This is a genomic window from Deltaproteobacteria bacterium, from assembly GCA_011375175.1.
Lineage (GTDB): Bacteria > Desulfobacterota > GWC2-55-46 > GWC2-55-46 > DRME01 > DRME01.
This window is the reverse complement of the sequence record DRME01000030.1, coordinates 1-19,205: the sequence shown is the minus strand read 5'-3', so window position 1 is coordinate 19,205 and position 19,205 is coordinate 1. Positions and strand designations below refer to the sequence as shown.

The 19,205-nt window shown below is 65.1% G+C and carries 17 protein-coding genes and 1 tRNA gene; 4 read left to right on the top strand and 14 right to left on the bottom strand.

Annotated elements, in window-relative coordinates; translation table 11 throughout:
• From ENJ37_02250 to mdh, 12 genes are all read right to left on the bottom strand, one after another.
• Positions 1-1,424, bottom strand: a 1,424-nt coding sequence (locus ENJ37_02250) for an FAD-binding protein (protein ID HHL39304.1), incomplete at its 3' end; no start/stop codon positions are given.
• A 40-nt stretch (positions 1,425-1,464) separates the two neighbouring features.
• A complete protein-coding gene (locus tag ENJ37_02245) occupies positions 1,465-2,253 on the bottom strand; it encodes a 4Fe-4S dicluster domain-containing protein (GenBank protein ID HHL39303.1) in 789 nt (262 codons plus the stop codon).
• Positions 2,254-2,427: 174 nt separating this feature from the next.
• Positions 2,428-3,276 carry a heterodisulfide reductase subunit F gene (locus ENJ37_02240; GenBank protein HHL39302.1) on the bottom strand — a complete coding sequence of 283 codons (849 nt, stop codon included), beginning with the start codon at positions 3,274-3,276 and terminating at the stop codon, positions 2,428-2,430.
• A gap of 23 nt (positions 3,277-3,299) precedes the next feature.
• Positions 3,300-4,277 carry a hypothetical protein gene (locus tag ENJ37_02235; GenBank protein HHL39301.1) on the bottom strand — a complete coding sequence of 326 codons (978 nt, stop codon included), beginning with the start codon at positions 4,275-4,277 and terminating at the stop codon, positions 3,300-3,302.
• An 82-nt stretch (positions 4,278-4,359) separates the two neighbouring features.
• Complete coding sequence (locus ENJ37_02230; protein ID HHL39300.1) at positions 4,360-5,253, bottom strand: Fe-S oxidoreductase; 894 nt, start codon at positions 5,251-5,253, stop codon at positions 4,360-4,362.
• A gap of 24 nt (positions 5,254-5,277) precedes the next feature.
• Positions 5,278-5,724: a hydrogenase iron-sulfur subunit gene (locus tag ENJ37_02225; GenBank protein HHL39299.1), complete on the bottom strand. Its 447-nt coding sequence runs from the start codon at positions 5,722-5,724 to the stop codon at positions 5,278-5,280.
• A 310-nt stretch (positions 5,725-6,034) separates the two neighbouring features.
• Complete coding sequence (locus ENJ37_02220; protein ID HHL39298.1) at positions 6,035-8,008, bottom strand: CoB--CoM heterodisulfide reductase iron-sulfur subunit A family protein; 1,974 nt, start codon at positions 8,006-8,008, stop codon at positions 6,035-6,037.
• A 345-nt stretch (positions 8,009-8,353) separates the two neighbouring features.
• On the bottom strand, positions 8,354-9,226 hold the full coding sequence (locus ENJ37_02215) for a disulfide reductase (GenBank protein ID HHL39297.1): 873 nt from the start codon (positions 9,224-9,226) through the stop codon (positions 8,354-8,356).
• Between the two features lie 131 nt (positions 9,227-9,357).
• Positions 9,358-9,765: a heterodisulfide reductase gene (locus ENJ37_02210; protein ID HHL39296.1), complete on the bottom strand. Its 408-nt coding sequence runs from the start codon at positions 9,763-9,765 to the stop codon at positions 9,358-9,360.
• Between the two features lie 7 nt (positions 9,766-9,772).
• Entirely contained in the window at positions 9,773-10,330 is a 558-nt protein-coding gene (locus tag ENJ37_02205; GenBank protein HHL39295.1) for a Fe-S-containing hydro-lyase, read from the bottom strand.
• Between the two features lie 40 nt (positions 10,331-10,370).
• Entirely contained in the window at positions 10,371-11,405 is a 1,035-nt protein-coding gene (locus tag ENJ37_02200) for a fumarate hydratase (protein HHL39294.1), read from the bottom strand.
• A 77-nt stretch (positions 11,406-11,482) separates the two neighbouring features.
• The gene (gene mdh / locus ENJ37_02195; protein HHL39293.1) at positions 11,483-12,412 is read right to left on the bottom strand and encodes a malate dehydrogenase; all 930 of its coding nucleotides are present in this window, start codon (positions 12,410-12,412) and stop codon (positions 11,483-11,485) included.
• Positions 12,413-13,041: 629 nt separating this feature from the next.
• Between mdh and ENJ37_02190 the strand changes: the two genes are divergently transcribed.
• From ENJ37_02190 to galE, 3 genes are read left to right on the top strand one after another with little or no spacing between them, the layout of a single operon-like run.
• Positions 13,042-14,955 carry a HAMP domain-containing protein gene (locus ENJ37_02190; protein HHL39292.1) on the top strand — a complete coding sequence of 638 codons (1,914 nt, stop codon included), beginning with the start codon at positions 13,042-13,044 and terminating at the stop codon, positions 14,953-14,955.
• Positions 14,956-14,976: 21 nt separating this feature from the next.
• A complete protein-coding gene (locus ENJ37_02185; GenBank protein ID HHL39291.1) occupies positions 14,977-15,348 on the top strand; it encodes a response regulator in 372 nt (123 codons plus the stop codon).
• Positions 15,349-15,392: 44 nt separating this feature from the next.
• Positions 15,393-16,379: a UDP-glucose 4-epimerase GalE gene (gene galE, locus ENJ37_02180; protein HHL39290.1), complete on the top strand. Its 987-nt coding sequence runs from the start codon at positions 15,393-15,395 to the stop codon at positions 16,377-16,379.
• A gap of 344 nt (positions 16,380-16,723) precedes the next feature.
• Here galE and ENJ37_02175 read toward each other — a convergent pair.
• A tRNA-Met gene (locus ENJ37_02175) sits at positions 16,724-16,800 on the bottom strand.
• A 148-nt stretch (positions 16,801-16,948) separates the two neighbouring features.
• Positions 16,949-17,533 (bottom strand): hypothetical protein, encoded by a 585-nt coding sequence (locus tag ENJ37_02170; protein ID HHL39289.1) that lies wholly within the window; start codon positions 17,531-17,533, stop codon positions 16,949-16,951.
• Positions 17,534-18,135: 602 nt separating this feature from the next.
• On the opposite strand from ENJ37_02170, the gene ENJ37_02165 reads away from it, so the two are divergent.
• Positions 18,136-18,927 (top strand): undecaprenyl-diphosphate phosphatase, encoded by a 792-nt coding sequence (locus tag ENJ37_02165; protein HHL39288.1) that lies wholly within the window; start codon positions 18,136-18,138, stop codon positions 18,925-18,927.
• The last annotated feature ends 278 nt before the right edge of the window (positions 18,928-19,205 follow it).

Here is a 19,205-nt window from a genome sequence, read left to right as displayed (position 1 = left end):
CGGTTGCGGCCGTGCACGCCGCCCGACACCTCGCCCGCGGCGTAGAGTCCCGGCACCGTCGTCTCAGCGCGTTCGTTTATGGCGAGCCCGCCGTTCTGGTAGTGGAGCGTCGGATAGACGAGCATGGGCTCGCGGCTTATGTCTATGTTGTAGCGCTTGAACTGGATGTACTTGGCCGGAAGCTCCTTTCGGACCGTTCCCGGACCGTGGAGCAGGTCTATCATGGGTGAATCGAGCCAGACGCCCACGCGGCCCACGGGCGTCATGACGCCCTTGCCCTCTTCGATGCACTCGCGGATGATGCAGGAGGACTCGATGTCGCGCGGTTCGAGGGGGAAGCAGAACTCCTCGCCCTCGGCGTTGAGAAGCTGGGCGCCCAGTCCCCTCACCTTCTCGGTTATGAGAAGCCCCACGTTCTGCTCCGGGTAGACGGCGCCGGTGGGGTGGTACTGTGTAGAGTCGAGGTCCTGTATCTTCACTCCGGCGCGGTAGGCCATGACGATGCCGTCGGCCGTGGCGCCGTAGTGGTTGGTCGTCGGGAAGCCCTGGATGTGGAGGCGTCCGAAGCCGCCGGTGGCTATGATGACGGCCCTGGCCCTTACGACGTAGTACTCCTCGGTCTCCAGGTTGTAGAGCACGGCGCCGGCCGCGGCGCCCTCCCGGTCGGTCAGGAGCTCGACGGCCGGGGCGAACTCGAGTATGCGTATGCCGCGCCCGCGGTTTCTCGCCTCGTCGCGCACGACCCTCATTATCTCGGCCCCCGTCATGTCGCCCGCCGAGTGCATGCGCTTTCTCGACGTGCCGCCGCCGTGGCGAACCTTCATGCGGCCGTCGGGCAGCTTGTCGAACATCATGCCCATCTCTTCGAGCCAGTGGATGATGAGGGGCGCGTCGTTGGTGAGCGCGGCCACCAGCTCCGGCTGGTTGGTGAAGTGGCCGCCGCCGATGACGTCGAGGTAGTGGTAGTAGGGCGAGTCGCCCTCCTGGTCGGCGCACTGGATGCCGCCCTCGGCCATGACGGTGTTGGAGTCGCCGTGGCGCAGCTTTGTGGCCATGATGACGCGGCAGCCCCGCTCCTGTGCGTTGAGCGCGGCGGCCGTGCCGGCGCCGCCCCCGCCTATGACGAGCACGTCGGTGTCGTAGTCGATGCGTCCGGTGTCGATGGCGGCGGGGTCGAGGCGGCTTTTCGACTCAATGACCGCGGCGACCTCCTCGGGGAGCACCGTCCCCTTGTTGGGGCCGACGCGCAGGGGCCTTCGGCCCTCGCTCTTGTAGTCGGGGTGGTAGCTGCGAAGCCACTGCTCGCGCTGGGCCATGGTGAGCGCCGGGAAGTGCTCGCCGCGCCTGGCCTTCTCGACCCTCGCAGGCCGCGTGGCCTCGACCTTCTTTATAAGCTCCCTGAATTCCTGCGTATAGCCGCTCATCTCTCCTCCGTGACGGACCCTCGCCGCCGTCCTCCTTCGATTACAGGTACTTCGTCTCCTGTGGCATCCACTTGCCGGGCTCGGCAAGGTCGGGCTCGCGCTCGCGCTCCACGTAGAGTTTCTTCACGTCGTCGGGCTTCATGGCCCTGAGCTCGTCGAGCATCTTCTCGTACTTGCCGCTCTTCACGTCCTCGACCCGCTTTTTGAGGTGCTCGGCCCGGGGCAGCATGTACCTGCCGTAGAGCCTGCGCACGAACATGGCGGCCGTGAACTGCGATATCTGCGCCGGGCACCGCGAGGCGCAGAGGCCGCACATGACGCAATCGAAGCTCTTGAGCGCGGCGCCCTTGAGGTCGCCGCGCTTCATGAGGGCTATGTAGTCCATCACGTCTATGTCCATGGGACAGGTCCTCGTGCACGTGCCGCAGCCCACGCACTTGAAGACCTCGGGGTAGAGGCTGCGAAGCCGCTCGTGGGGAGCATCGCCCATCTCGTCGAGGTCGTAGTCCGGCCGGTTGGCCGGGAAGAAGGGGAGCTGGACGATGATCATGTCCTGCTCGGCCACGGTCTGGCAGGCAAGGCCCGTGCGCAGCCTGTAATCCCCCTTGTAGCGGTAGAAGGTGCCGCAGGCGCCGCATATGCCGCCGCGGCAGCCGCAGCCCCGCACGTAGCGGAACCCCGCGTACTCGACGGCCTTGAGCACCGTCAGCGTCTCCGGGACCTCGTACTCCCGTCCCATTATGTACAGGGATATCATCTTCGCGCCTTCCGGCGGGATGGTCCGATCGCCCGTGGCCAGGGGCTTGAATGCAGACTTTTCCTTGCCCATTTAACTGTCTCCGTTCCTCGTTCGACCTGCGGGAAGACCGTGGCGGGAGGTCCGTCCGGCCCCCTTAAGCCCCTTTCCCGCACCCCGAACTCCCCGCCGCCTGCCTTGCGGGCGGCGGGGGCGTTGAAAGCCTTCGGCCTGGCGGGGCTCTTCACGAAGAGCCCCGCCAGGCCCTCAGAAGTCGTTGTACATCCTCTTCACTTCGGCCGCCGTGTAGACGGGGCCTTCCTTGCAGACGTAGACGTCCCCCACGTTGCACCTGCCGCACTTGCCCACGCCGCACTTCATCTTGTTCTCCAGCGTCGTGTAGACCTGCTCGTCGCTGAAGCCGAGGCGGTCGAGGGCCTGGAGCACGAACTTTATCATGATGGGCGGGCCGCAGACTATGGCTATGGAGTTGCGCGCCGCCGGCGCCGCCTCTTCGAGGACGGCGGGCACGAACCCCACCCGGCCGGTCCACTCCGGCGTCTCGCCGCCGGGGTCCACGGCGCAGACGAGCTCCACGTCGTCGCGCTCGTCCCAGTGCCTGAGCTCGTTCTTGTAGACGAGATCGGCCACGGTGCGCGCGCCGTAGACTATGGTGAGGTCGGCGAAGTCCTCGCGCCTGTCCAGACAGTTCCATATGACCGAGCGCACCGGCGGAAGCCCTATGCCCCCGGCTATGAAGACTATGTTCCTGCCCTTCCACTCCTCGATGGGAAAGTGGTTTCCGTAGGGGCCGCGAAAGCCCATGGTGTCGCCTATCTCGAGCTCCGCCAGCCCGCCCGTCACCCGGCCCACCCGCCGGAAGGTGCACTGGATGTAGCCCTTGCGCGTCGGCGACGAGGCGATGCAGAAGGTGCTCTCGCCGTAGCCGAAGGCCGAGTAGAGGCCGAACTGGCCGGCCTTGAAGTCGAAGCTCTCGCGCAGGCGTTCGTCCTTGAAGACGAGCCGGTAGCTGCGCGTGTCCGGCGTCTCCTCGTATATGTCCTCTATGGTCACGAGGTGGGGGAGATATATGTTGTCATGCTTGCTGCTGCACATCTCGCCAACGGCCCTCCGGGCGTCTATTGTTGAGAGGCCGCCATTGCCGTGACCTCTTCCATGACCTCCGTTATGTCGAGCCGCACGGGGCAGACCCTTATGCACCGGCCGCAGCCCACGCAGCCCCTGGAGGAGAACTTCCTGGGGTAGTAGTTGAACTTGCACATAAAACGGTTGCGCCAGCGCTTGTACTGCGTGTCGCGCGGGTTGTGTCCGCTTGCGTGGAGCGTGAAGTGGTCGAACTGGCAGGCGTCCCAGTTCTTGCGGCGCTCGCCCTCGAAGGCCGTGCCCTCGTCGATGATGTCGAAGCAGTGGCACGTGGGGCACGAGAAGGTGCAGGCGCCGCAGCCCACGCACTTGCGGCAGGCCTCGGCCCAGAAGGGCTCGTCGTAGTGCTCCCTGCGCGAAAGCCACTCCGTTATTTTCCCCGTATCCGCTTCAAGCCTCCCGGGCTCGAAGAGCGCCCTGGTCTCCACGCCGCCGGCCTCGCCGAAGGCCCCGGCGAACTCACTTACGAAGGCCTCGCCCCTTTCGCTCACGGCCTCGACCGTGAAGTCCCCGCCCTCGGTCTCGCGCAGCAGCACGTCGCTGCCCTCGGCCGCGTCGGGTCCGAGCCCCACGGATGTGCAGAAGCAGGCGTCGTCTCCCGACGTGCAGGCCACGGTCACGATGAGGCAGCGATCCTGGCGCTCCGTGTAGTAGCGGTCCACGAAGTCCCAGGTGAAGACCGAGCGCATGGAGGCTATGCTCGCCGCATCGCAGGGCCGCACTCCGAAGACGACCGTCTCCACGGCCGGGGGCTCCACCTCACGCAGGTCCACCTCGCCCTTGGCGATGCTGAAGGTCGCCACCGTCTCGGTCTGGGGGAACATGAACTCCTTCACCGAGTTGCGCGGCACGATGTAGTCGAGGCATACCCGCGATGCGTCGTCAATCTCCCTGTAGACCACCTGGCGCGCATCGACCACGGGCGCGACGAACCTGCGCCCCGACCGGCGCACCGCCCCGACCAACTCCGCCAGACCATCTCTCTTCAGAAACCGAACCCTTGCCATATATCAGTCCCCTTCGGAGCGCACCGTCCTACTTTATGAAGTCTTCCCTGTCGTCGGGCCTGAAGACGATCATGGGAGGGTGCTCCCCAGGGTCGTAGCCCGACCGGTAGTCGAAGGCCTCGCCCACGACGAGCGACATCTTCTGGTTTATGACGTTGAGCGGTATGTTGACGGGACAGGCCCTCTCGCACTCGCCGCAGAAGGTGCAGCGCCCCGTCAGGTGCATGGCGCGTATGAGGTTCCACGCCAGGTTTCCCCTCGGATGGGCCGACGTCTCTATCCACTGGGGCATGTTCTTCTCCGTTATGCACCGCTCGCAGTAGCAGAGCGAGCAGACCTGGCGGCAGGCGTAGCACTTTATGCACCGCCTGAAGTGCTCCATCCAGAAGGCCCAGCGCTGTGCCGGCTCCATGGCGTCGACCTCGCGTATCTTGTCGAAGACCATGCCCGCGGGCTCCTCCGGCGGCGTGAAGTCCGAGGGCTCTCCGACGACGGCGTCCGCTATGTGGGGGTTTCGCACATCGCAGTTGTGGCACTTGACGGGCATGATCTCGGGCCGCAGCTCGCCCTTCCAGAGCTCCTGGCGGTAGACCACGCCCCTGCAGACGACGCCTATGATGTAGACCCCCTCCCTCTCGACCTGTCCCTCGCTTATGAGCACGGCGATGTTCCTGATGTCGCAGCCCTTGGCCACTATGGCGGGACGGCCCAGGGCCTGGATGTCGCGGTACTTGCGCGTCAGGTAGACGGAGAGGTTGTTTACGCACCGCTCGTTGAATATGAGCCTGTCCGTATCGTCGGGCCTCGTTACGAAGATCGGGGTTGTGAAGGTGCGGCGCCTGTTCCAGCCGTAGCCTATCACCACCTTGACCTCGCCGCTTTCGAGAAGCTCCCGCGCCTTGCGTCTCAGTTCGTTTTCCATCCGGTTCTTCCGCAGACGCCGCGCTCAGGCGCCTTCGTTTATCCGCCGGTACTCCATGAAGGGACCGAGGGATTTGACCTCGTCGGTGATCTTGTTTATGAGCTCCACCCACTTTATGGCCTCCGAGGCCGAGACCCACGAAAAATGGAGCCTGCGCATGTCGATGCCGCAGAACTCCATGAGGCTCCTGAAGCCTATCCAGCGCCGCCTGGCATGGTAGTTGCCAGTGGTGTAGTGGCAGTCGCCGGGGTGACAGCCCGATACGAGCACGCCGTCGGCGCCGTTCTCGAAGGCCTTTATGATGAAGAGCGGATCGATCCGCCCGGTGCACGGAAGCTTTACGATGCGCACGTTGGGCCTGTACTCCATCCGGCTCGTCCCGGCCAGGTCGGCCCCCGCATAGGTGCACCAGTTGCAGACAAAGGCCATTATGCGCGGCTCCCAGGCCGCATCTTCGCTCACTCCACTCATCGGAAAGCCTCTTTCCTCTTCACGGGGGAAACTCTCTGAAGAAGGGCCACGGGCCCGCGCCTCCCCCTCCCCCGTATGTCATCGTATGTACGGCGGTCCCCTGCAGGCCCGGGCCGCGCCGGGCGGGGTTTTTTACGCCCCTGCGGCCCGGGCCTGCAGGGGACCGCCCCAAGGCGGCCGGCGCGGGCAAGAGCCCCTCCGAAGACTTTCAACGCCCGGCCCCTTCACGGCCGCCGGCCGCGAAGGGGGGAGCCGGAAGTCCTTGAAAGGGAGCTCGGAAAGACTTCTTCAGGGAGTCTCCCCCGAAAACTCAGAACGCATTGATGGCCGCGTAGACCTGCTCGTCCCTGTAGCCGTCGAGGTCTATGGTCTTGCTCCTGCAGGCGGCCACACAGACGCCGCAGCCCTGGCACACGCCCTCGTTCCCCTCGGCCACCCGCCGCACGGTCTCGCCCCGGCGGTTCTTTATCTCTTTTTTCTCTATGGCCGAATAGGGGCAGGCTACCACGCAGTCCCAGCAGGCGTTGCAGGTCATGGCGTTGACCCTGGCCGTTATGGGTTCGCGGGCCATCTCGTCGGCCGAGAAGAGCGAGAGCACCTTGCTCGCCGCCGCCGAGCCCTGGCTCACCGAGTCCGGTATGTCCATGGGCCCCATGCAGGTGCCGGCCAGGAAGATGCCCGCCGTCACCGTCTCGACGGGGCGGAGCTTGGGGTGGTACTCGTTGTAGAAGCGGTGCCTGTCGTAGCCGATGCCGAGGCGCTGGGCGAGCTGGTCCGCGCCGCTGCGGGCAACCATGGCCGTTGCGAGAACGACCATGTCGGCCTCGATCTCCACCTGCGAGCCGCTCAGCGTGTCGGCTCCCTGCACCACGACCTTGCCGCCCCGCTCGTAGACGCGCGAAACACGGCCGCGCAGGTAGACGGCCCCCTCATTCTCGATGGCGCCGCGCACGAACTCCTCGTAGCGCTTGCCGCCCGAACGTATGTCCATGTAGAAGACGTAGGAGCGGCCGTGGTGGACCTTGTGCTTGTAGAGCATGGTGTGCTTGGCCGTGTACATGCAGCAGATCTTGGAGCAGTAGGATACACCTCTGGCCTCGTCGCGCGAGCCCACGCACTGGATGAAGACGACGCTCTCCGGGACCCTGCCGTCCGAGGGACGCCTTATCTCTCCGCCCGTCGGTCCCGACGACGAGGCGAGCCGCTCGAACTGGAGACCGCTTATGACGTCCTTTATCCTGCCGTAGCCGTACTCGCCGAAGCGCTCGTTGGGCATGAGCTCGTAGCCCGTGGCCACGACGACGGCGCCCACCTCCTCGGTGACGAACTCGTCGGTCTGCGAGTAGTCTATGGCCTTGGGTCCGCAGACCTTGGCGCAGGCCCCGCACTTGTCCTTCTGTATCTTCGGACAGTTGGGCGCGTCGATGACCGGAATGTTGGGCACGGCCTGGGGAAAGGGCGTGTATATGACCTTACGCTTGTTCAGCCCCAGCTCGAACTCGCTTGCGGCCTTGAACGGGCACTTCTCGACGCACTCGCCGCAGCCCGTGCAGAGCTCCTCGTCCACGTACTTGGCCTTGCGGCGAATCCGCACCGAGAAGTTCCCTATGTAGCCCTCCACCTTCTCGACCTCCGAGTAGGTGTAGATCCTTATCTTCTCGTGGAGCTCGGCCTCGACCATCTTGGGCGTGAGTATGCACTGCGAGCAGTCCATGGTCGGGAAGGTCTCGGAGAGCCGCGCCATGTTGCCGCCTATGGAGGGCTCCTTCTCCACCAGTATGACCTCGCGCCCCCCCTCGGCTATGTCGAGGGCCGCCTGGATGCCGGCGATGCCTCCCCCTATGACGAGGGCCCGCTTGTTGACCGGTATCCTTATCTTGGTGAGCGCCCTGTTCTTCTTGAGCCGCTCGACGGTCATGCGCGTAAGGTCTATGCTCTTTACGGTGCCCGTCTTCTTCGTCTTGTCGTGGTGGACCCAGGAGCACTGCTCGCGTATGTTGGTAATCTCGCAGAGGTAGGGGTTGAGTCCCGCCTTCTCGCAGGCCTTGCGGAAGGTCTTCTCGTGCATGTGCGGCGAGCAGGCCGAGACGACGACGCCGTCGAGGCGGTGCTTCTTGACTATCTCGCGCAGTGTCTCCTGTCCAGGGGCCGAGCACATGAACTTATAGTCCCCGGTGTAGACCACGCCGGGTATCTTCTTGATCTCCTCGGCGACCTCGGCCGTGTCCACGGTGGAGGCTATGTTGTTGCCGCACTGGCAGACGAATACGCCTATCCTCGGCATGATGCACCTCTTCTCTTGGGAAGCTCCGATCAATTACCCTGGGGGAAACTTTCTGTAGAAAGTTTCCCCCAGCCCCCCTTCAAAGACTTTCAATGCGAGTTGGTTTCCCCCTGTTTTGCCAGGCAAAACAGGGGGAAACCAACTCGTAGTTTTTGGAGGGAGTCTGAGGGAGCCGGGGGTCTGTGACCCGTGGGTCTGCGACCCTTTACAAAAAGGTTCCCTCAGTGCAATGAATCAGAGTTTCCCTCGTTATGACGGCGCTCCCCTGGGCCCGTCGTTGCGGGGGGACGAAGCAGCGCGGCTCATGGGCTTCCCTGACCGCGACCGCCCCTTCTCCGGCGCCCCTCACAGCACCCCCTTCTCCCTGAGGAGCGGCCTTGCGTCCCAGGCGTTGTGTTCGAGTCCTAGGTCCTCTCCGGCCACGCCAACGGACAGGGCGAGAAGCTGCGTGAAGTAGACGACCGGCATGGGGGTGAAGCCGGGCGTCTGCTCGGCCACCTTCTTCTGGCTCTTTTCGAGGTTGTACTGGCAGAGCGGACAGCTCGTCACCACCACCTCGGCGCCGAGCTCGGCGGCCTGGGTGAGGACCCTGCCGGAGAGCTTGACCACTATGGCCTCCCTCTCCATGGCCTGGTGGGCCCCGCAACACTCTATCCTGTTCGAGAAGGAGACGGGCTCGGCGCCCATGGCGGCGAGCAGGTCCTCGAAGACCGTCGGCGCCTCGGCGTCGTCTATGCCCATGTCCTCGAAGGGCCGAAGCAGCATGCAGCCGTAGTAGGCCGCCGCCCTGAGGCCCTTGAGAGGCAGGGTCACGGCCTCCTTCACCCTCTCAAACCCCACCCGGTCGCGCAGGACCTCGAAGTAGTGGAGCACGTCGAGCCCGCCGTCGTAGCTCTCCTCTATGAAGCCGTTGACAATGTCGCGGCGCTCGCGGTCCTCGCGCATGACCTTGTTGGTGCGCTTGAGGACGTTATAGCAGACCGAGCAGAGGGTCACGAGCTCCCCGGCCCCGTCGCTTCTGGCGTTGGCCAGCACCTTCACCGGCGCCGTGAGCCCCATGACGTTGTCGGGCGTGAGCGGAAAGGTCGCTCCGCAGCAGTTCCACTGCAAGAGCTCCGCCATCTCGAAGCCGACCCTGCGCGACGCCTCGCGGGCGGCCATGTCGAAGTGCCTGGCGTAGCTGTTGAGCGTACAGCCCGGGTAGTATGGTATCTTCATCTATGTGCCGTTTCGTTGTGCCGGGGTAACGTGGGTCCCTGGTCCTCTTTCAGAAAGACTCCCTCGGCGGAGCAGGCCGGGGGGCTCCGGGCGATCCTGTCCGCGGCGGCCTCTACGGGGCGGCCGGCCCCTCAGCTCACGAACTTCCTGAAGCCGCAGACGAGGGCCTGGGCCGGCGCGGTCTTCAGGAACGCCGCCGGAACCTCGCTTATGGGCTCGTGGTCCTCGCCCCTTCGAAGCGAGAGCTGGCGCATGGCCTCGAGGATCTTTGCAAGGCTCACGCTCTTGGGGCACCGCGAGTAGCACTGCAGGCACCCCACGCAGACCCACATGGAGTTGGCCGCCAGGACCTCGTCGACCTTGCCGAGCTGGAGAAACCTTATGACCTGGCTCGGCGGTATCTCCATCTCGTAGGTCACGGGGCAGCCGCCGGAGCAGTTGCCGCACTGGTAGCAGTTGCTGAAGCGCTCGCCGCTCATCCGCTCCAGCAGGCGCACGAGCGGGCCGTCGAGCTCGGCGGAATCGAGACGTATCCTCATGGACAAGCTACTCTTTCCTGTACTTCTCGACGCCCTCGACGAAGAGGTCGCCGCCGTACATGTCGTTCACCACTATGGCCGGGAAGTCCGCGACCTCGAGCCTTCGCACCGCCTCGGGTCCCAGGTCCTCGTAGGCCACTATCTCGGCCCTCTTTATGCTCCTTGCGATGAGCGCCGCGGCCCCGCCGACGGCGGCCATGTAGACGGCCCTGAAACGCTTCATCGCCTCCTTGACCTCGTCGCTCCGGGCGCCCTTGCCGATGGTGCCCTTCAGCCCGAGCTCGAGGAGCCTGGGCGTGTAGGCGTCCATGCGGCCGCTCGTCGTCGGTCCGGCCGAGCCTATGATCTCGCCGGGACGGGCTGGCGTGGGACCGACATAATATATGAGCTGCCCCCTTATGTCAAACGGAAGCTCCCCGCCCCTGTCGAGCAGCTCCACGAGCCTCTTGTGGGCCGCGTCGCGGGCCGTGTAGAGGGTGCCCGTTATGAGCACCCTGTCGCCGGCCCTGAGGGCGGCCACGTCGTCGTCGCCCAGAGGCGGCGTTATCCTTTTGACTTCCGTCATCTCGTCCCCTCGACAGGCTCCTCGGCAGGCCGGGCCGGCCTCAGAGCTCGACCTCCTTGTGGCGCGCCGCGTGGCACTGGATGTTCACCGCCACCGGAAGGCTCGCTATGTGGCACGGCGCACTCTCGACGTGTACGGCCAGGGCCGTTGTGACGCCGCCGAAGCCCATGGGACCTATGCCGAGACGGTTTATCCTTTCGACGAGCTCCTTTTCGAGGGCCTCGAGCCCGGCGTCGCCGTTGGCCGAACCTATGGGCCGCAACAACGCCTTCTTGGCGAGGATCGCCGACTTCTCGAAGTTTCCGCCTATGCCCACGCCGATGACTATGGGAGGACAGGGATTGCCGCCCCCCTGGCGCACCGTCTCGACGACGAAGTCCTTCACGCCCTCGATCCCCTGCGAGGGCTTGAGCATGGCGAGCCTGCTCATGTTCTCGCTGCCCGCGCCCTTGGGCGCGAACTTTATGCGCACGCCGTCCCCCTCGACGAGGGTTGTGTGGATGACGGCCGGCGTGTTGTCTCCCGTGTTCTCGCGCGTCAGGGGATGACAGACCGACTTGCGCAGATACCCCTCCTCGTAGCCGCGGCGCACGCCCTCGTTCACGGCGTCCTCGAGCGGGCCGTCGACGGCCGCCTCGCGCCCCACCTCGATGAAGAAGACCGGTATGCCCGTGTCCTGGCACATGGGTCGGCCCTCGGAGGCGGCTATCTCGAAGTTGTCGACGATCTGCTTGAGGATCTCCCGGCCCAGCGGCGACTCCTCGCGCTCGAGCGCGGAGCGAAGCGCCGAGGCCACGTCGGCCCCAAGCTCCGTGGCGGCCCTCATGCAGAGATCCCGCACGGCCGCCGTTATCTCCTCCGTCCTTACGATCCTCACTCCCTCTCCCGCTCTTACGCAGCGCCTCCGGGGGAAACTTTCTGTAGAAGGGCCACAGGCCCGCGTTCCCCCCCTCCCCCCGGAGTAATCAATCAGAGTTTCCTCGGCCCCTGCGGGACGGCCCACGGGAGGTTCGGGCCGCAAAGGCGTAAACAAACCCCGCCTGGCGCGGCCCGAACCTCCCGTGGGCCGCCACATAACGAAAGGGGGCCTGAGGGAACCGTGGGTCTGTGACCCTTTTACAAATACAAAAAGGTTCCCTCAGTAAGAAGGCCTCAGAGCCTGAGTTCCGCTATGAGTCCTCTTACGGCCTCGACGCTCCTGTCGAACTCGCGGCGCTCGTCACTGTCGAGTTCCACCTCGATTATCCTCTCCACGCCCTTTGCGCCGAGCACTACGGGCACGCCGATGAACATATCCTTCACGCCGTACTCTCCGTCGCAGTAGGCGGCGCAGGGGATGACCCGCTTCTTGTCCCTTATGATGGCCTCGCACATCTCGGCCGCCGCGGCGCTGGGGGCGTAGTACGCGCTTCCCGTCTTCAGGAGCCCGACGATCTCTCCTCCCGCCGTCCTGGTGCGCTTCACCACGGCCTCGATCCTCTCGGGACTCATGAGCTGGCTCACCGGTATGCCGGAGACGGTCGAATACCTCACCAGCGGCACCATCTCGTCGGCGTGGCCGCCGATGACCATGGCGTGAACGTCCTCGACCGAGACGCCGAGTTCCATGGCGAGGAAAGAGCGCAGGCGCGAGCCGTCGAGCGCTCCCGAGAGCCCCACGACCCTGTGGGGGTCGAGACCGCTGAGCTTCCACGCGGCGTATACCATGACGTCCAGCGGATTGGTGACGATTATGAGGTGGGCCTGCGGCGAGCGGCGCACGATCTCGGTGACCACGCTCTTGACTATGCCCGAATTGGTGGTTATGAGATCGCTTCGGCTCATGCCGGGCTTTCTCGGAAGCCCGGCCGTGACTATCACCACGTCGGAGTCCGCCGTGTCGTCGTAGTCGTTGGTGCCCGTGATGCGCGCGTCGAAGTCTTCTATGGGCGATGCCTCGAAGAGGTCGAGCCCCTTGCCCTGGGGAACGCCCTCGACGATGTCGAGGAGCACCACGTCTCCGAGCTCCTTGAGCGCCACCCATAGCGCCGTATGCGCGCCCACGTGTCCCGCGCCGACGATGGTGATCTTCTTTCGGCCCATTTGACCTCCTTAGGAAAGCTGCTGCGTTCTTCGCCGCCCCCGGGGATGGCGGCCGGACGACCCGGTCATACGAGGAGACCCCGAGCCGCCGAAGCCTCCCGCCCCTGATCGGACTGTATACTGTATACAGAAAACCTCTCACGGTGTCAAGGCATTTATGGGGAGAGCGTGGCGGAAGGCCGACCGCGAAAGGGCGGCCCGAAGCGCTTCCCCCTCTTCGCGGGCGGCGCCGGGCCTCTTTTTCGACTTTAGGAAGCTGTGATTTATTGCACTGAGGGAACCTTTTTGTAAAAAGGTTCCCTCAGGCTCCCTCCAAAAACTTTTAACGCCCTGCGGTTCCTCCCGATTTTGCAAGCAAAATCGGGAGGAACCGCAGGGAATTAAAAGTCTTTGAAGGGGGTCTGGGGGAAACTTTCTACAGAAAGTTTCCCCCAGGTAATTAATCAGAGTTTCCTTTACATTTTCGCCTTCAAAAAAGGCTCCCGTTGCGGTAATATGGTGTAGTCCCGCAGGCCGAGGCCCCGGTCTCCAGCGCTCAAGCCCCGGAGCGCGGGACAAGCGCCTTCGAGCGAGCCACGCGCCCCGTGACGGGCAATCGCGGTGGAGCGGCTTTCTTCTATCATTCTTCCATGCACAGACTCCGGCAACAGGAAACCATCAACCCCTGGCTCGGCATCAAGGTCAAGTTCCTGGCCATAATCCTCATCTCATTCGCCCTCTTCGCCTCCGACCACCTCCTGACAAACCGCATCCTCGACACCCAGCGCCAGGACGCGCTGCTCATAAACCTCGCCGGCCGCCAGCGCATGCTGGCCGCCAGGCTCATGCTCACCGCAAACCGCCTGCAGCTCGATGGCGAGGGAGTCGCCGACGCTGCCGGCCTGCGCGACAGGCTCAGGGGCGGTATCGACCTCTTCTCCTCCACCCTCGACGCATTCGCCGCCGGAGGGGAGACCATCGACACCTTGGGAGGGAAGGTGAGGGTGGATCCCCTCGTGACGGAGGCCGGCCGCCGCGCCCTCTCCGTCGTAGCGGAGAAGTGGCGGGACTTCAGGCGCATCCTCGTCGACGTGCTCAACGGGACCGCGGGCACGGGAGCCGCGGCCGCCTCGGCCGTGCAGAGACGCCTCGAAGAGATCGACATCATAACGTCGGTAGACAAAGTGGTGACCATACTGCAGAAGGAGGCCGAGAAGAAGACGGCCCTTGTGCGCAGGATGCAGACGCTCTTCATAATCGTCGGCTTCGTGCTCCTCAACCTCGTCGTCCTCTTCCTCCACCGCTTCGTCGTAAGACCGGTAAACGCCCTCGTGAGCACCGCGCGGCGCATAGGCGAAGGCGAAATGGAGCTGAGGGCCCCGATGGGCGGACGCGACGAGGTGGGTTTCCTCTCCAGGGCGTTCAACGCCATGATGGACAGACTGGAGGAGACGACCGTCTCGCGCGACCACCTCGACTCCATAATAAACTCGGTGGGCGAGTCCATCATAGTGACCGACGCCGCAAGACTCATCCGCTCGGTCAACCCGAGCACCTGCCGCATGCTCGGCTGCACCGGCGGGGAACTGGTGGGAAAGAGCATCGACGAGATAGTGACGGCCCGGGAGAGGGGCAAGGGCGGGGGACGCTGGCTCCGGGGCGAAGAACTCTTCGACAGGCTGACCGGCAAGGGGGTGGTCGTCGATTACGACGTCTGCTACGTGACGGCCGGCGGCGAGAAGATACCGGTCACCTTCAACGCCACGAGGCTGCGCGACAAGCCGGGACGCTTCTCAGGCCTCGTCTGCGCCGCCGCCGACATGCGCGAGTACAGAAAACTCCAGGCGCGCCTCGTCCAGTCCTCCAAGCTCGCCGCCCTGGGCACGCTCAGCTCGGGCATAGCCCACGAGCTCAAAAACCCCCTGGCCGTCATCGCCGGCAAGGCCTCCCTCATATCCCACATCCTCGCGGAGGGCGGCGAGAGGGACCGCCGCAGGCTCAAGGACGACATGGACGCCATAGCGAGGTGCGCCGACAGGATGACCACCATCATCGACCACCTGCGCGAGTTCTCCAGGGAGCCCGAGACCTTCAGGCCCATGGCCGAGGACGCGGCCGCCGTCGTCGACCACTCGCTCATGCTCCTGGAAAAGCAGCTCGAAAGCCGGAATATAAAGGTCGAGAAGAGGATCGAACCCGGCCTCCCGCCCCTGCTCTGCGACCGCAACAAGATAGCCGCCGCCTTCCAGATACTGGCCGACAACGCGGCGGACGCCTTCGAGCTCGTGGACGACGCAAGAGAAAGACGCATAAGGATAAGCGCCGAGGCCGAGGGCGGCGACACGGTGAGGCTGCGCTTCTCGGACAACGCATCGGGCATGGACCCCGCCATACTGGGCGACATCTTCACGCCCTTTTTCACCACCAAGGAGACGGGCAAGGGCACGGGACTGGGCCTTTCCACGCTTTATGGTATAATCGAGGAACACGGCGGCACCGTAACCGTGCAGTCCAGTCCCGGAGAGGGGACGACCTTCACCATGCGTCTGCCCGCGGCCCGTTGACGAAAGGACGACCACACACCGATGAAAGGCGACAAGAAGATACTCGTCGTGGACGATGAAGAGCTCATAGTGGAGCTCTACTGCGACTGGCTGAGGCTGTGGGGCTACGAGGTGGCCGCCGCCGTGGGCGGAGCCGCCGGCATCGAGGAGCTCGAAAAGGGAGGGGTCTCGCTCATCCTCTGCGACGCCAAGATGCCCGGCGTCACCGGCGCCGACGTGCTGCGCCGCGCAAAAGAGCTCGCGCCGGAGGCCCCCTTCATACTCGTGACCGGCTTCGGCAGGCACGACCCCGAGGTAAGGGAGATGATCGACATGGGCATAACGCTCCACCTGGACAAGCCCGTGCGCTTTTCCCGGCTCAAGGAGATACTGGCGGAGCTTCTCGGCCGCTGAGCCGTCGCTGCGGCGAAGCCCCGCGCCCCGAGCGAACCGGCCACATGAATCAGAGGACACCCATCGTCGTCACAGGCGGAGCCGGCTACATCGGCTCCCACACATGCAAGGCCCTTGCGGCGGCCGGCTTCGAGCCCGTGAGCTTCGACAGTCTCGTCAACGGCCACAGGGAGCTCGTCCGCTGGGGCCCCTTCGAGGCGGGCGACCTCCTCGACCCCCGGTCGATACGGGCCGTGCTCGAACGGTACGCCCCGGCCGCCGTCGTCCACTTCGCCGCCTTCGCCTACGTGGGCCAGTCGGTGCGCGAGCCGGCCGCCTACTACCGCAACAACGTGGCCGGCACTCTCAACCTCCTCGACGCCATGGTGGCCGCCGGCACGGCGCGGATCGTCTTCTCCTCGACCTGCGCCGTCTACGGCGAGCCCGAACGAATGCCCATAACCGAGGACGTCATGGCGCGGCCCGTAAACCCTTACGGCAGAACCAAGCTCGCCGTCGAGGGGATGCTCGCCGACTTCGGCGCGGCCTACGGCATCGAGAGCGTCTGCCTGCGCTACTTCAACGCCGCGGGCGCGGACCCCGAGGCCGAGACCGGCGAGGACCACCGTCCCGAGACCCACCTCGTGCCCCTCGTGCTCGACGCCGCGGCCGGAAGGCGCCCGTCGGTGACGGTGAACGGCACGGACTACGCAACGCCCGACGGCACCTGCATCCGCGACTTCATCCACGTAAGCGACCTCGCCGGGGCCCACGTGCTCGCCGTCGAACACCTTCTCGCCGGCGGGGGCAGCGAGGTCGTCAACCTCGGAAGCGGCCGGGGAGCGTCGGTGAGGGAGGTGATCGAGACCGCCAGGGCCGTCACCGGCAGGGAGATAAGGGTCGAGACCGGTCCCCGCCGGCCCGGCGACCCGCCCGTGCTCATAGGGTCGTGGCGGAAGGCGGAGCGCGTCCTGCGGTGGCGGCCGCTGCGGAGCGACATGGAGACGATCATCGCCGACGCCTGGCGCTGGCACCGAAAGAGGTTCGCCTGAGGGCGGCCGCGCCGCCTGCGCCGGCGGTTGCGACGGGAGGAGAAACAGCGCCGGCCGGCACGGGGAAGATACGCTTTCACTTCGTACTCGACGACAGGCGGCGGACCCTGTGGGTCGGGTCGCAAAGGCGTATACCCCCGCCTGGCGCGACCCGACCCACAGGGTCCGCCGCGTGGGAGCACGGCTCCCGCGACAAGGCCGCACCTCTTCGTCCCAGCGCCGGGGGCGACCGATGCCCCGGCTCCTGCGCCGCCGTGAAAAAGGGGGGAGAGCATATTGCGCTCTCCACGAAGGCGTGGGCGAAGCTGCGCCATCCCTGACGCCGGGGATAAGGAAGCAAGGAGTGGTGGCGGTGGGTGGACTCGAACCACCGACACGGGGCTTATGAGACCCCTGCTCTAACCACCTGAGCTACACCGCCGTGACAGTGAGAAGATGAAGGGGTTCCGCGGCGGGACCGGGGGACGCAACCCCTGTGGAGGGCGCCCGCGCCGCACGGGTGTGACATGTTAGCACAGGGCGGGCCGCTGTGCAACAAAAAACCGACGGCGGCCTCCCCGACACCTTCCTCAGGGACGGGACTCTTCGCCGTCGCCGGCCGTGGAAGGGGCGAACTTGCCCCTGTAGGTCATCGCCGGCGGGCCAAGGTCCTTCTCCTCCGGCGAGACGGCGGCGATCACCTCCTCCGCCACCTCGGAGGCCATCTCTATGAGCGCAGCCTCGGAGGCGCCGTTGGCGTAGAAGAAGCGCACCGACCCGTCGCCCACCGAAAGGAGCCGCACGTCGAGGCTCAGGTAGTCGCCCATGATCGTGAGGCTGCCGAAGACGACGTAGTCGCAGGCGAGCTTCTCGCCGAGCCTGCGCGCCGCGGCGTCGTCGATGGGGCCGTCGCCGAGACCCTCGGCGGCCCGGGCCACGAGGTCCTTGCGTCTCATGCGCACCGCGCCGGCCGAGCCGATGCGCGAGAGGACGAGGTCCTCCACGGCCGCCCTCGCGTACTCGAAGCCGCTCTCTTCGGCGTTGAGCCTCCAGGGCAGGACCGCAACCGTCACCGGAGCTCCGGAGGCGGCCGTCTCAATACCGCAGAGGGCCGCAAGAACGAAGACCGCCGCGACCGTCCGGCCGATGGGCCTCGCAAGAAGATTCAAGCTCACCAATACCTCTTCAGCGTCTACTGAGGGAACCTTTTTGTAAAAGGGTCATAGCCCCACGGTTCCCCCAGACTGCCAGCGGCGGCTGCCTCGTGGGGGCTGTACCGGGGGGTTCGGGCCGCAAAGGCGTAAAAAAATCCCGCCTGGCGCGGGCCGAACCCCCGGTACAGCCGAAGATCCGAATAACATACGATGGGGCAGGGGGAAACGCGGGCCTATGGCCCTTCTTCAGAAAGTTTCCCCCAGACTGCCCGCGGCGGCTGCCTCGTGGGGGCTGTACCGGGGGGTCGGGCCGCAAAGGCGTAAAAAATCCCGCCTGGCGCGGACCGACCCCCCGGTACAGCCGAAGATCCGAGTAACATACGATGAGGCAGGGGGGAAACGCGGGCCTATGGCCCTTTTACAGAGAGTTTCCCCTCAGAATAATCAATCATAGCTTCTCCAAGACCGGCACGCGCCTTCCATTAAACCACCGGAAGGCCCCGCCGGTCAAGGCAATTGTCGCCGGTGCGGCGCATGGGGGCGCCTCCGTCCTTGACAGCCGCGTCCGAGGGGCCGTATAGTGAATGATCGCCGCAGCGGCCGGCGCACTCGAAAGGATAGCCATGGACACCACCCAGGCCGTCATACTGGCCCTCATCCAGGGGCTCACCGAGTTTCTGCCCGTCTCGTCGAGCGCCCATCTCATACTGCTGCCCAAGCTCACGGGCAGGCCCGACCAGGGGCTCGCCTTCGACGTGGCGCTCAACACCGCCACCTGGCTGGCCGTGGTCATCTACTTCCGCGCCGAACTGCGCTCGCTCCTCTCCGGAGCCTTCCGCTCTGCGCGCACGGGCTCGCTCACGAAGGAGGGGAGGACGGCCCTGCTCATAGCCGCGGCCACCGCGCCGGTGGCGGCCGCCGGCCTCGCGGGCCACGACTTCATAGAGACTCACCTGCGCTCGGTCCATGTCATCGCCTGGTCGTCCATCGTCTGGGGCATGGTCCTCTGGGCGGCCGACAGGCATCCGGGCGCGTCCGACGCCGAAGAGATAGGCTGGAAGGCGGCCATGGTCGTGGGAGCGGCCCAGGCCCTCGCCCTCATACCGGGCACGAGCCGCTCGGGCATAACAATAACGGCCGGACTCTTCATGGGGCTGAGCCGGGTGGGCGCGGCCCGCTTCTCGTTCCTCCTCGCCGTAGTCGTCGGCGCAATGGCCGGAGGACTCGAGGGACTAAAGCTCGTCGAGGCCGGCTGGGACACGCCCTGGGCGGCCGTGGCCACAGGCTTCGCCGTCGCCTTCGCCACCGCATACCTGACCATACACCTCTTCCTCGAAGCCCTCTCGCGCATATCCATGACACCCTTCGTCGCCTACCGGGTCCTGCTCGGCATACTCCTGCTCGTCCTGCTCTAAGGAAGCTCTGATTAATTACGCTGGGGGAAACTTTCTGTAGAAAGTTTCCCCCAGACCCCCTTCAAAGACTTTCAATGCGAGTTGGTTTCCCCCTGTTTTGCCTGGCAAAACAGGGGGAAACCAACTCGCGTTAAAAGTTTTGGTAATGGTCAACGAATCCGGACCAAAATTTGTTGTATTTCGTTATAGCCGGTACGCTTTAAGAGCCTGTAAATCAAAGGGAAAATATCTTCCTTACGGTGATTGAACCTGAAAGAAACTTCACCGAGAAAAAGATG